General features: G+C 69.0%; 8 protein-coding genes. All 8 read left to right on the top strand.

The features are described 5' to 3' along the window. Window positions 1-123: 123 nt before the first annotated feature. Window positions 124-831, top strand: a complete 708-nt coding sequence (gene imuA, locus CFB40_RS15430) for a translesion DNA synthesis-associated protein ImuA (protein WP_089431711.1) — start codon at window positions 124-126, stop codon at window positions 829-831. Then, entirely contained in the window at window positions 764-2260 is a 1497-nt protein-coding gene (locus CFB40_RS15425; protein WP_089431710.1) for a Y-family DNA polymerase, read from the top strand. Before imuA ends, CFB40_RS15425 begins: the two co-directional genes overlap by 68 nt. A gap of 6 nt (window positions 2261-2266) precedes the next feature. Further along, window positions 2267-5485: an error-prone DNA polymerase gene (locus CFB40_RS15420; protein WP_089431709.1), complete on the top strand. Its 3219-nt coding sequence runs from the start codon at window positions 2267-2269 to the stop codon at window positions 5483-5485. Window positions 5486-5819: 334 nt separating this feature from the next. Next, window positions 5820-6554: a GntR family transcriptional regulator gene (locus CFB40_RS15415; protein WP_043187255.1), complete on the top strand. Its 735-nt coding sequence runs from the start codon at window positions 5820-5822 to the stop codon at window positions 6552-6554. Between the two features lie 98 nt (window positions 6555-6652). Then, window positions 6653-7756 carry an N-acetylglucosamine-6-phosphate deacetylase gene (gene nagA, locus CFB40_RS15410; RefSeq protein ID WP_089426373.1) on the top strand — a complete coding sequence of 368 codons (1104 nt, stop codon included), beginning with the start codon at window positions 6653-6655 and terminating at the stop codon, window positions 7754-7756. Next, on the top strand, window positions 7749-8756 hold the full coding sequence (locus CFB40_RS15405; RefSeq protein WP_174973222.1) for an SIS domain-containing protein: 1008 nt from the start codon (window positions 7749-7751) through the stop codon (window positions 8754-8756). The genes nagA and CFB40_RS15405 overlap by 8 nt, the downstream gene beginning before the upstream one ends. A gap of 15 nt (window positions 8757-8771) precedes the next feature. Then, window positions 8772-11354, top strand: a complete 2583-nt coding sequence (gene ptsP, locus CFB40_RS15400) for a phosphoenolpyruvate--protein phosphotransferase (RefSeq protein WP_089431708.1) — start codon at window positions 8772-8774, stop codon at window positions 11352-11354. Window positions 11355-11441: 87 nt separating this feature from the next. After that, window positions 11442-13211 carry an N-acetylglucosamine-specific PTS transporter subunit IIBC gene (gene nagE / locus CFB40_RS15395; protein WP_089426370.1) on the top strand — a complete coding sequence of 590 codons (1770 nt, stop codon included), beginning with the start codon at window positions 11442-11444 and terminating at the stop codon, window positions 13209-13211. The last annotated feature ends 159 nt before the right edge of the window (window positions 13212-13370 follow it).

Genomic DNA, 13370 nt, shown 5'->3' with positions numbered 1-13370 from the left:
ATGGCGTGGGCCTGCCGGCTTTTCACCCGTCTTTCATCTTACGAAATACCGGTTTCGTACCAGTACTGTGCGGCGTGGACGCATTGCCATATACTGTATATCCATACAGTTGTGGGTGGCATCATGCTCGCATCCTCCATTTCTCCCGAATCCCTTCATCCGTCGCTGTGGCGCGGCTCGCAGCTCGCGCGTGGCGGCCCGCGCACGATCGAGACCGGCTTCGCGCCGCTGTCGGCCGAGCTGCCTGGCGGCGGCTGGCCGGTCGGCGGGCTCGTCGAGCTGCTGGCCGCGCAGCCGGGCTGCGGCGAGATGCGGCTGCTCGCGCCCGCGCTCGCGCGCACCGTCAGCGCCCGGCGGCCGCTCGCGCTCGTCGCGCCGCCGCAGTCGCCGCATGCGACCGCGCTCGCCAGTCTCGGCGTGCCGGCCGACGCGCTGCTGTGGCTGCGTGCCGGCAGCCGCACGGATGCGTTGTGGGCCGCCGAGCAGGCACTCAAGACCGGTTGTTGCGGCGCGCTGCTGCTGTGGCAGGACGCGCGGCCCGATGCGCTGCGGCGCCTGCATCTCGCGGCCGCGCGCACGGGCGACACGCTGTTCGTGATGCTGCGCCCGCTGTCGGCCGAGCGGCAACCGTCGCCGGCCGTGCTGCGCGTTGCGCTGTACCCGGTGCCGGGCGGCGTGTCGCTCGACATCGTCAAGCGACGCGGCCCCGCCCGCAGCGAGCCGCTCGTGCTCGACCTGCCGTCGCCCATCGTGGAGAGCCGCTATGCGCGTCTTGCTCGGCATCCATCTGCCGCGCCTGCCGCTCGACGTGTGCGTCGCGCTTCCGTCTGACGGCGAGGCGGGCGAGGCCGGCAGCGCAGGCAGTGCGGTGCTCGAGCAGGGTGTCGTGCTGATCGCCGACGCGGCCGCGCGCCGGCAGGGCGTGCGCGCGGGCATGAAGCGCGGCGGCGTGCTCACGCTCGCGCCGCACACGCAGCTCGTCGAACGCGATCCCGCGCGCGAGGCCGATGCGCTGCGCGCGGTCGCGCTCGCGTTGCTGCGCTTCTCGCCGTGCGTCGCGCTCGGCGACGAAGCCACGCTGCTCGTCGACGTCGGCCCGAGCCTGCGCTTGTTCGGCGGCTTGCCGTCGCTGTGCCGCCAGGTGCGCGCGACGCTCGCGGCGCTCGGCTATGCGGCACGCCTGTCCGCCGCGCCGACCGGGGGCGGCGCGTGGCTGCTCGCGCGTGTGTCGGCCCGTGCGCGGATCCGGCGCCGCGTCGCGAGCCCGGCCTCGCTTGTCCGCGCGCTCGACCGGCTGCCCTGCGTGCTGCTGCCCGATGCGCGTCCGTATGCGGGCTGGTTCGACGGGCTCGGTTGCCGCACGCTCGCCGATCTGCGCGGCCTGCCGCGCGCGGGGCTGCAGCGCCGTTGCGGTCCCGCGTTGCTGGCCGCGCTCGATCGTGCGTATGGCGACGCGGTCGAGCCGCTTGCGTGGATGGCGGTGCCGCCCGTGTTCGACGTGCGGCTCGAATTGCAGGAGCGCGTCGAATACGCGGAAGCCGTGTTGTTCGTGGCGCGGCGGCTCGTCGTGCAGCTGTGCGGCTGGCTGGCCGCGCGGCACCTGTCGCTGGCCGCGATGACGTTCGATCTCGAACACGAGCGCGGCCGCCAGGCCGTGCCGCCGACGCCGCTCGAGCTCGCGTTCGCGTCGCCCGTGCGTGACGAGGCGCATTTCATGCGGCTGCTCGGCGAGCGGCTCGCGCGCGTCGAGTTGCCGGCTGCGGTGATTGCGGTGCGTCTGAAGGCCACGCGCGTCGAATCGGTCGCGCCGCCGGCCGACGATCTTTTCCCCGAGCCGGGCGGCACGCGCGAGACGCGCGCGCGGCTGTTCGAGCTGCTGGTCGCGCGGCTCGGCGCGGACAACGTGCTGCGCGCGGCGCCCGTCGCCGATCACCGGCCCGAGGCGGCGAACCGCTGGCTGCCGCTCGATGCGCAGGCGGGCAAGCCGGCTCCCGGGCCGCCCGCCGTGCCGCCGAGGCCAGCCTGGTTGCTGGCGGAGCCGCTGCCGCTGTTGATGCGCGGGGAGCGGCCGGTATTTCATACGCCGCTCAGGATGATGTCGTCGGTGGAGCGGATCGAGGCCGGGTGGTTCGACGGTCAGTTCGCTGCACGCGACTACTGCGTTGCGCAGGACGAAGCCGGGGCATGCTACTGGGTGTTCAAGGAGCGGGCGGGGAGCGAGGCCGAGCCGCGCTGGTTCCTGCACGGCCTGTTCGGGTGAGCGGTCATGGTTGCGGAATTCAGCTGGCTGCCCGATTACGCGGAGTTGTTCTGCCGTTCGAACTTTTCGTTCCTGCATGGCGCGTCGCATGCGGAGGAACTGGTCGAGCGCGCGTTCGAGCTCGGCTATCGCGGGATCGCGATCACCGACGAATGCTCGCTTGCCGGTGCGCCGCGCATGCACGTCGCGGCGAAGGCGAAAGGGCTGCCGCTCGTCATCGGGTCGTATTTCGAAGTTACGCCGGATGAAGTCGCGCCCGGCCACGATCCGGGCCCCGGCGCGTTCGGGCTCGTGTTGCTGGCGCAGAATCGCGAGGGCTACGGCAACCTGTCCGAGCTGATTTCGTGGCGGCGGATGGCGTCGCCGAAGGGGACTTACAAGCTGACGTCGCGGATGCTGTCGGCGCCGCCTGCCGAGTTTGCGCATTTGCGCGGGATGCCTGATTGCTTCGCGATCCTCGTGCCGACGTATCCGGTGCGTGCTGATGTACTCGATGCGCAGGTCGCGTGGTTTCGCGCGACGTTCGGCGAGCGGGCGCGGCTGGGGCTCGTGCAACTGCAGCGCGCGCTGGACGGTGCGCAACGCGAGGAGATTCGTGCGGCGGGTGAGCGGCGCGGCGTGCGTGTCGTCGCGCTGGGCGACGTGACGATGCACCGGCGCTCGTGCAAGGAACTGCAGGACGTGATGACGGCGATTCGCGTCGGCATGCCGGTTTCCGAGTGCGGGTATGCGCTTGCGCCGAATGCGGAACAGCATTTGCGTGGGTGGAACCGGATCGGGAATCTGTTCTCGCCGGAGGAGATTGCGGAGACGTGCGCGATTCTCGATGCGTGCGATTTTTCGCTCGACGAGTTGCAGTACGAATATCCGCTCGAACTCGTGCCGCGCGGACACACGCCGACCAGTTACCTGAAGCAAGAGACATGGGCTGGGGTAGCTCGACGTTATTGGAATGGTGTGCCGGAGAAAGTGGCAAGGCAGATCAGGTATGAACTCGCCCTGATCGCGAAACTCAATTACGAGCCGTTCTTCCTGACCGTCTACGACATCGTCAAATACGCGCGCAGCCAGAACATCCTGTGTCAGGGCCGAGGTTCGGCGGCGAACTCAGTCGTCTGTTATTGCCTCGGCATCACCGAAGTCAATCCCGATCAGAGCACGATGCTGTTCGAGCGTTTCATCAGCGTGGAGCGCGGCGAGCCGCCCGACATCGATGTCGACTTCGAGCATCAGCGTCGGGAGGAAGTGATCCAGCATATCTACGAAAAATACGGACACAACCGCGCCGCACTCGCCGCCGCCGTATCGACGTATCGTCCGCGCGGCGTGCTGCGCGAAACCGGCAAGGCGCTCGGCGTCGATCCGATGCTGGTCGATCGTGTCGCAAAAGCGCACCGCTGGTTCGACGGTAGCCGCGACCTGCTGCAGCAATTCTCGACGATCGGGCTCGATCCCGAGACGCCGCTTATCCAGGCATGGGCCCGGCTTGCCGCGCGGCTCCTCAACTTTCCGCGTCATCTGTCGCAGCACTCGGGCGGCTTCGTGATCAGCCGCGGCAAGCTTACGCGACTCGTGCCGGTCGAAAATGCAGCGATGGACGGGCGGCGCGTGATCCAGTGGGACAAGGACGATCTCGAAGCACTCGGGCTGATGAAGGTAGACGTGCTCGCGCTCGGCATGCTGTCGGCGTTGCATCGCGCGTTTGACCTGCGCACAGCGTGGCGCGGGCCGCCGTCACAGGACGGCAAGCCATTTGCGCTGAAACACATTCCGCAGGATGACAAAGCAACTTACGACATGATCTGTCGCGCCGATACGGTCGGCGTGTTCCAGATCGAATCGCGCGCACAGATGTCGATGCTGCCGCGCCTGCGGCCGCGCAACTACTACGATCTCGTAATCCAGGTATCGATCGTGCGGCCCGGCCCGATTCAGGGCGGCGCGGTGCATCCGTATCTGAAGCGGCGCAGGATCGTGGCCGGTGAAGAGGATGGCGAGGTCACCTATCCGAGCGAAGCGCTCGAGAAGGTGCTGGAGCGCACGCTTGGCATTCCGATCTTCCAGGAACAGGTGATGCAAATCGCGATCGTGGCAGCGGGTTTCACACCCGGCGAAGCCGACAAGCTGCGCCGCGCGATGGCTGCATGGAAGCGCAAGGGCAATCTCGAGAAGTACCACGACAAGATCGTCCACGGCATGCTCGAACGAGGCTACACGCGTGAATTCGCCGAACAGATCTTCGAACAGATCAAAGGCTTTGGTGAATACGGATTCCCCGAAAGCCACGCAGCCAGCTTCGCGAAACTCGCGTACGCCAGCAGCTGGCTCAAATGTCACGAACCGGCGATCTTCCTCGCCGCGCTGCTGAACAGCCAGCCGATGGGTTTCTACCCGCCGTCGCAGCTCGTGCAGGACGCGAAGCGGCACGGCGTGCAGGTGCTGCCGATCGACGTGACGCAAAGCAACTGGGAAGCATCGCTCGAAGCGCTGCCCGATCAGCCGCCGCCGCACGGCCAGCCGGCCGTGCGGCTCGGCCTGTCGCTCGTGCGGGGGCTCGGCGAAGCCGCCGCACGCCGCATCGAAGCCGCGCGCACGGCCGGCCGGTTCGACAACGTCGACACCCTCGCACGCCGCGCGCAGCTCGAACGCCGCGATCTCGAAGTGCTCGCCGCCGCGAACGCGCTTGCGACGCTCGCCGGCCATCGCCGCGATGCGCTATGGCAAGCGGTTGCGGCCGCCCCCGAACGCGACCTGCTCGCGACCGCGCCGATCGACGAAGTGGAGAAGCCCGCACTCGGCGCGCCGTCGGAAGCCGACGACATCCTCGCCGACTATCACACCACCGGCCTCACGCTGAACCGCCACCCCGTCGCGCTGCTGCGGCCCGAGCTGCGCGCGCGGCGGCTGTCGTCCGCGGCCGAATTGCACGACCGCCCCGACGGCCGGCTCGCGCGCGCGTGCGGGCTCGTGACCGCGCGGCAGATGCCGGGCACCGCAAAAGGCGTGATGTTCATGACGCTCGAGGACGAAACGGGCTGCGTGAACCTGATCGTCCGGCCCGAGCTGCTCGCGCGGCAGCGCCGCGAAACCCTCGATTCGCGGCTGCTTGCCGCGTCCGGCGTGTGGCAGGTCGCGAGCGACGTGAGGCACCTCGTCGTGCAGCATTTCGAGGATCTGACGCCGCTGCTCGGCGGCCTGCGCACGTCGAGCCGCGAATTCCACTGATTCCACTGACACAACCGGCGCGCGCCGCCGAACGCGCGGTGCCTCGCCATCCGTGCATACCAGTTGGCTCAATTGGTTCTATCCAGGTCTCATATCCGTGCCCAAAACCAAGCCGAACCACATACTGGAACTGTCCCCTTGCATACCAATCCGGGTAAATCCCTATCCCGTACTTCATTGTAAACAAAGGGTTTGTGAGGACTAAAACGCTTGCCGGGCAAGGCTCCTAGCGATTTCGGCATCGCTAATACCAGTTCGTTGACTGGTATTATGGTGGTTATATAATGCCCTCACTTTCGACGGCCTGCGGTCGTCGTCCGACACCCGGAGGCACATGGAAACCGGCTGGTCCGAACTGGCGCCCGATCCCCTCAGCGATACGCCGCTCTATCTGCAGCTTGCCCGCAACCTGGCGAGCGCGATCCACGCCGGCGCGTGGCGGGCCGGCGAGGCGCTGCCGTCGGAACGGCTGCTGTCGGTGTCGGTCGGCGTGTCGCGGATCACGGCCCGTCGCGCCCTCGCGCTGCTGGTCGAGCAGGGGCTGATCAAGCGGGCGCGCGGGGCGGGCAGCTTCATCACGCCGCGCGTCGCCGATCCGCTGTCGCGTCTCGTCGGCTTCACCGCGAAGATGCAGCAGCGCGGTTTCGTGCCCGATTCGGTGTGGCTGTCGCGCACGCTGCGCGCCGCAAACCGCGACGAGATCACGCGTCTCGGCCTCGCGCCCGGCGCGACGGTGGCGCGGCTCGAACGGCTGCGCCGCGCGGACGGCATCGTGATGGCCGTCGAGCACTCGACGCTGCCGGCCGCGGTGGTGCCCGATCCGCAGGTGCTCGGCGCGTCGCTGTACGAATACCTCGAAGCGCGCGGCATGACCGTCGTGCGCGCGCTGCAGCACTTTCGCGCGGCGAACGCGACCCACGCGATCGCGAAATGGATGGCGGTGAAGCCGGGTTCGGCCCTGCTGGTGATCACGCGGATCGGCTACGGCGCCGACCAGCGCGCGATCGAAGTGAGTGAAACGTATTGCCGCGACGATTACTACGACTTCGTCGCCGAACTGAAACGCTGACGCGCGAGACTGCCCGCGCGCGACACGCGTGAAGCAACGACACGGATTGGCAAATCACGACGCGGATGCCCGCGTCACCAGATCATCAAGAGAACGTCATGCTGACTGGAAACATCCTTACCCCCGACGGCTGGATTCACGGTTCGCTCGATAGCGAGAACGGCCGCATCACGACCCTCGACGGCACGCCCGTCGATCCCGCGAAGAACGACGCGCCGTACATCCTGCCCGGCTTCATCGACCTGCACGTGCACGGCGGTGGCGGTGCCGACGTGATGGAAGGCGGCGACGCGATCGAGACGATCGCCCGCACGCACGCGCAATTCGGCACGACGAGCCTGCTCGCGACGACGATGACCGCGCCGCGCGACGAACTGATGCAGGTCGTCGCGAACCTCGGCACCGTCGCGCGCACCCGCACGCCGGGCGGCGCGCGCGTGCTCGGCGTGCACCTCGAAGGCCCGTACATCAACCCCGGCAAGCTCGGCGCGCAGCCCGACGCAGCTGTGTCGGCCGTGCTCGACGAAGTCCTGAAGTACCTGTCGATCGCGCCGATCCGCGTCGTCACGCTCGCGCCGGAAATCGCCGGCCACATCGAGATCATCGGCGAGATGGCCGCGCGCGGCGTGCGCGTCCAGCTCGGCCATTCGCTCGCGACCTACGACGACGCGGTGGCCGCGCTCAAGCACGGCGCGTGCGGTTTCACGCACCTGTTCAACGCGATGTCGCCGCTGCATCACCGCAACCCGGGCCTGGTGGGGGCGGCGCTTGCCCACGCCGAATACGCGGAAATCATCCCCGACCTGCTGCACGTGCACCCGGGCGCGATTCGTGCTGCGCTGCGCGCGATCCCGCGCCTGTACGTCGTGACCGACAGCACGTCGGCAACCGGCATGCCCGACGGCGAATACCGGCTCGGCAGCCAGCACGTGACGAAGTGCCTCGGCGGCGTGCGCCTTGCCGACGGCACGCTCGCCGGCAGCACGCTGACGATGGACCAGGCGCTGCGCAACCTCGTGTCGCTGGGCCTGCCGATCGCCGACGTGTCGAACCGGATGTCGCGCTATGCGGCCGACTACCTCGGCGTTGCCGATCGCGGCCGCCTCGAGCGCGGCGCATGGGCCGACCTCGCGGTGTTCGACCGCGACCTGAACCTCACCGCGACCTACGTCGAAGGAGAATCGATTGTCGAATATGCTTAAGGAAGCGCGCGAGTCCGCCCAGGTCGTCGCCGCGCAGCTCGCCGACACGACGCGCGTCGAAGCGCTCGCCGGCCAATTGCTCGATCACCCGCCGGCCGTCGCGCTGACGGTCGCACGCGGCAGCTCGGATCACGCCGCGAGCTATTTCGCGAGCCTGACGATGAGCCGCCTCGGCGTGCCGGTCGCGTCGCTGCCGATGTCGGTCGCGACGCTGCAGCAGGCGCCGCTGAAGGTGCAGGACCAGCTCGCGATTGCCTTCTCCCAGTCGGGCAAGAGCCCCGATCTCGTCAATACGATGGCCGCGCTGCGCGAAGCCGGCGCGCGTACCGTCGCCGCCGTGAACGTCCTGCCGTCGCCGCTCGCCGACGCGTGCGAGCACCAGTTGCCGCTGCTCGCCGGCCCCGAACTGTCGGTGGCCGCGACGAAGAGCTATATCGCGATGCTGTCGCTGTCCGCGCAGATCGTCGCGTACTGGCAGCGCGACGCCGCGCTGATGGCCGCACTGCGCGGCCTGCCCGACGTGCTCGCACAGGCCGGCCAGCTCGACTGGTCGCAGGCCGTCGCGGCGCTCGCGGGTGTCGAGCGGATGATCGTGATCGGCCGCGGCCTGGGCCTCGCGATCGCGCAGGAAGCCGCGCTGAAGCTGAAGGAAACGTCCGGTATACAGGCCGAGGCGTTCTCGAGTGCCGAAGTCCGTCACGGCCCGATGGAGCTGATCGACCGCGACTATCCGCTGCTCGTGTTCGCGCCGCCGGGGCCCGAGCAGGCCGGCCTGCTGCAGCTTGCCGCGGACATGCGCGCCCGCGGCGCCGCCGTGCTGCTCGCGGCGCCCGCCGGCATACCCGGTGCGACGCTGCCGCTCGCGCAGTCTGCCCATTCGGCGCTCGACCCGATCGCCGCCATTCTTTCGTTCTACGTGATGGCGGCGGATCTCGCCGTTGCGCGCGGCCGCAATCCCGACACGCCGCGCCACCTGAACAAAGTCACCGAAACGCACTGATAGCCGAGACCGCCGATGAGACGCGCCGAGGAGTCCCAGTTGAAGAGCCCCACCCACGATCAGATCGTCCTGCTTAGCCCCATGACGGGGCCGATCGTCGCACTGGCCGACGTGCCCGATCCGGTGTTCTCCGGCGGGATGTTCGGCGACGGCATCGGCATCGACCCGCTCGCGGGCCAGCTCGTCGCGCCGTGCGCGGGCGTCGTGTCGCATCTCGCGCGCACGGGCCACGCGGTGACGATCACGACGCCGCAAGGCGCGGAAGTGCTGCTGCACATCGGCATCGACACGGTCGAGCTGAACGGGCAGGGTTTCATCGCGCACGTCGAGGCCGGCGAGCGTGTCGAGGCCGGCACGCTGCTGATCGAGTTCGACCAGGATGCGGTGGCGCGCAGCGCGCATTCGCTCGTGTCGGTGATCGCGATCGCGAACTCGGATGCGTTCGAGGTCGTCGATCGTGCCAGTGGCTTCGCGACGGCCGGCGAGACGCCGCTGCTGGCACTGCGCGGCAAGGGCGAAGCGGCCGCGCAGGCGGCACAAACCGGCGCCGCGGCGCAAAACGAAGTGCGCCGTGAAATCGTGCTGGCGCAGCCGGGCGGCCTGCATGCGCGGCCGGCCGCGCGGGCGCGTGAAGCCGTGCGCGGGTTCGACGCGACCGTCGACGTGCTGTTCGACGGCCGCAAGGCGTCGATCGCGAGCGTCGTCGGCCTGCTCGGCCTCGGCGCCGGCGAAGGCGCGACGGTCGAACTGGTCGGCCGTGGCGCGCATGCGCAGCAGGCCGTCGATGCGGTCGAGCACGAGCTGCTGCGCGAAGCGCACGGCGAAGTCGAGGAGAAACCGGCGCGGCTGAGGTCGCCCGCGCCGCAGACGGTCGCGCGCAACGTCGGTGCGCCCATCGACCCGAACACGCTCGCAGGCGTGTGCGCGGCGCCCGGCATCGCGGTCGGCACGCTGGTGCGTCTCGACGCTGCGGAAATCGTGCCGCCCGAGCAGGCCGCCGGCACGCCGGCCACGGAAAGCCGCCAGCTCGACCAGGCGTTGAAGGCCGTCGACGCCGAACTCGACGAAACGGTGCGCAACGCATCGGCGCGCGGCGCGGTCGGCGAAGCGGGCATCTTCGCGGTGCACCGCGTGCTGCTGGAAGACCCGACGCTGATCGACGCGGCGCGCGACCTGATCAGCCTCGGCAAGAGCGCGGGCTTCGCGTGGCGCGCGACGATCCGCACGCAGATCGACACGCTGTCGAAGCTCGACGATGCGCTGCTCGCCGAACGTGCGGCTGACCTGCGCGACATCGAGAAGCGCGTGCTGCGCGCGCTCGGCCATACGAACGGTGCTGCACGGGCGCTGCCCGACGAAGCGGTGCTCGCGGCCGAGGAATTCACGCCGTCCGACCTGTCGTCGCTCGATCGCCAGCGCGTGACCGCGCTCGTGATGGCGCGCGGCGGCGCGACGTCGCACGCGGCGATCATCGCGCGGCAGCTCGGCATTCCGGCGCTGGTCGCGGTCGGCGATGCGCTGTACGCGATTCCGGACGGCACGCAGGTCGTCGTCGATGCGAGCGCGGGCCGCCTCGAACACGCCCCGACCGCGCTCGACGTCGAGCGCGCGCGGCACGAACGCCAGCGCCTGGACGGCGTGCGCGAGGCGAACCGGCAACTGGCCGGTGAAGCGGCCGCGACCGTCGATGGCCGCGCGATCGAGGTCGCCGCGAACATCGCGACGCTCGACGACGCGAACACCGCGGTCGACAACGGCGCCGACGCGGTCGGCCTGCTGCGCACCGAGCTGATGTTCATCCATCGCCAGGCCGCGCCGACGGTCGTCGAGCACCAGCAGAGCTACCAGTCGATCGTCGACGCATTGCAGGGCCGCACGGCGATCATCCGCACGCTCGACGTCGGCGCCGACAAGGAAGTCGACTACCTGACGCTGCCGCCCGAACCGAATCCGGCGCTCGGCCTGCGCGGCATCCGTCTCGCGCAGGTGCGCCCCGATCTGCTCGACGATCAGTTGCAGGGCCTGCTGGCAGTGAAGCCGTTCGGTGCGGTGCGCATCCTGCTGCCGATGGTGACCGATGCGGGCGAGCTCGTGCGCCTGAAAAAGCGCATCGACGAATTCGCGCGCGCGCAGGGCCGCACCGAGCCGATCGAGGTCGGCGTGATGATCGAGGTGCCGTCCGCCGCGCTGCTGGCCGACCAGCTCGCGCAGCACGCGGATTTCCTGTCGATTGGCACCAACGACCTGACGCAGTACACGCTCGCGATGGACCGTTGCCAGGCCGACCTGGCCGCGCAATCCGACGGCCTGCATCCGGCCGTGCTGCGCCTGATCGACATCGCGGTGCGCGGCGCCGAGAAGCACGGCAAGTGGGTGGGCGTGTGCGGTGCGCTCGGCGGCGATCCGCTCGCGGTGCCGATCCTGGTGGGCCTCGGCGTGACCGAACTGTCGGTCGACCCCGTGTCGGTGCCGGGCATCAAGGCGCGTGTGCGCCGTCTCGATTACCAGTTGTGCCGTCAGCGCGCGCAGGATCTGCTCGCGCTCGAATCGGCACAGGCGGTAAGGGCAGCAAGCCGCGAAGTCTGGCCGCTCGACTGAGCGTCGACGGCAGGTTCGCGACCGGTTTCAAGACGAAAGCAATTAGGTCAACGACGATTAATGACGAGACAAGGATTGGAGGACTGAATGAACGGGAATCCGTTTCTGAAAATACAGGGCCTGGGCCGGGCGCTGATGCTGCCGATCGCGGTATTGCCGGTTGCCGGCATCCTGCTGCGACTCGGCCAGCCGGACGTGTTCAACATCAAGATGATCGCCGACGCCGGCGGTGCGATCTTCGACAACCTGCCGCTGCTGTTCGCGATCGGCGTGGCGGTCGGTTTCGCGAAGGACAATAACGGCGTGGCGGCGCTCGCGGGCGCGATCGGCTACCTGATCGAAACCGCGATCATGAAGGACATCGATCCCAAGCTGAACATGGGCGTGCTGTCCGGGATCATCGCGGGTGTGGTCGCGGGCCTGCTGTACAACCGCTACAAGGACATCAAGCTGCCGGACTACCTCGCGTTCTTCGGCGGCAAACGGTTCGTGCCGATCATCACGGGCCTGGTCTGCGTGGTACTCGGCATCGCGTTCGGGTACGTCTGGCAGCCGGTCCAGCATGCGATCGACGCGGCCGGCCAGTGGCTGACGACGGCGGGCGCGATCGGTGCGTTCGTGTTCGGCTTCCTGAACCGTCTGCTGCTCGTCACGGGCCTGCACCACATCATCAACTCGCTCGCATGGTTCGTGTTCGGCAACTTCACGCCGCCCGCCGGCGGCGAGATCGTGCACGGCGACCTGCACCGCTTCTTCGCGGGCGACCCGACCGCGGGCACCTTCATGGCCGGTTTCTTCCCGATCATGATGTTCGGCCTGCCGGCGGCGTGCCTCGCGATGCTGCACGAAGCGCCGAAGGAACGCCGCGCGATGGTCGGCGGCCTGCTGTTCTCGATGGCGCTCACGTCGTTCCTGACCGGCGTGACCGAGCCGATCGAATTCAGCTTCATGTTCCTCGCACCGGTGCTGTACGTGATCCACGCGGTGCTGACGGGGCTGTCGCTCGCGATCTGCCAGATCCTCGGCGTGAAGCTTGGCTTCACGTTCTCGGCCGGCGCGATCGACTACGTGCTGAACTACGGGCTGTCGACGAAGGGCTGGATCGCGATCCCGCTCGGCATCGCGTACGGCGCCGCGTACTACGGGCTGTTCCGCTTCTTCATCCGCAAGTTCAACATGGCCACGCCGGGCCGTGAGCCGGCATCGGCCGACGCGGCCGCGGAATCGTACGCATCGGGCGGTTTCGTCGCGCCGGCTGCAGGTGCCGCTGCGGTTGCCGCTGCACCGCGTGCGCAACGCTACATCGCCGCGCTCGGCGGGGCAGGCAACCTGTCGGTCGTCGACGCGTGCACGACGCGCCTGCGCCTGACCGTCGTCGATCCGGAGAAGGTCTCGGAGCCGGAACTGAAGTCGATCGGCGCGCGCGGCGTGCTCAAGCGCGGCGGCAACAGCGTGCAGGTGATCATCGGGCCCGAGGCCGACATCATTGCCGACGAGATGCGTGCGGCCATCGGCAGCGGCGCGGCAGGCGCGGCATCGACGGCGACGGCCGCCGCGGCACAGCCCGTCACGGGCGCGGCCGCCGGCCCGCTCGATCCGGAGCCGACGCGCTGGCTCGCGGTGTTCGGCGGCGCGACCAACGTCGTGTCGCTCGACGCGGTCGCGACCACGCGCCTGCGGGTGGTCGTGCGCGATCCGTCGGCGGTCGATCGCGATCGTCTCGGTGCGCTCGACGTCGCATGGGTGTCGCTCGACACGTTCCACATCGTCTGCGGCAACGCGGCGGCGCGCTATGCCGAACAGCTCGGCGCGCGCCTGCCGCCGTCGGGCAGCGGGGCGGCCGCACAACCGGCCTGATGCTGATGCGATGAAGCCGATCCGATCCGCGCTGCGGGTTCGGGCCGGCCGGCAAAACGAAAACGGCTTGCGATGCGTCGCAAGCCGTTTTTCTTTGGTGCGGGTGATGGATGATGCGATGCGCCCGCGCGCATCGTGCAACGCGCATCACCTCGTCAC

The sequence above is a fragment of the Burkholderia sp. AU31652 genome (assembly GCF_002223155.1).
Lineage (GTDB): Bacteria > Pseudomonadota > Gammaproteobacteria > Burkholderiales > Burkholderiaceae > Burkholderia.
This window is presented reverse-complemented; position numbering and strand designations above follow the sequence as displayed.

What these genes read in the sequence shown, in the direction of transcription:
- CFB40_RS15415 (WP_043187255.1), top strand. Translation starts at nt 5,820, where the DNA reads ATGGAAACCGGCTGGTCCGAACTGGCGCCCGATCCCCTCAGCGATACG.
- nagE (WP_089426370.1), top strand. Translation starts at nt 11,442, where the DNA reads ATGAACGGGAATCCGTTTCTGAAAATACAGGGCCTGGGCCGGGCGCTG.
- nagA (WP_089426373.1), top strand. Translation starts at nt 6,653, where the DNA reads ATGCTGACTGGAAACATCCTTACCCCCGACGGCTGGATTCACGGTTCG.
- imuA (WP_089431711.1), top strand. Translation starts at nt 124, where the DNA reads ATGCTCGCATCCTCCATTTCTCCCGAATCCCTTCATCCGTCGCTGTGG.
- CFB40_RS15405 (WP_174973222.1), top strand. Translation starts at nt 7,749, where the DNA reads ATGCTTAAGGAAGCGCGCGAGTCCGCCCAGGTCGTCGCCGCGCAGCTC.
- CFB40_RS15425 (WP_089431710.1), top strand. Translation starts at nt 764, where the DNA reads ATGCGCGTCTTGCTCGGCATCCATCTGCCGCGCCTGCCGCTCGACGTG.
- CFB40_RS15420 (WP_089431709.1), top strand. Translation starts at nt 2,267, where the DNA reads ATGGTTGCGGAATTCAGCTGGCTGCCCGATTACGCGGAGTTGTTCTGC.
- ptsP (WP_089431708.1), top strand. Translation starts at nt 8,772, where the DNA reads ATGAGACGCGCCGAGGAGTCCCAGTTGAAGAGCCCCACCCACGATCAG.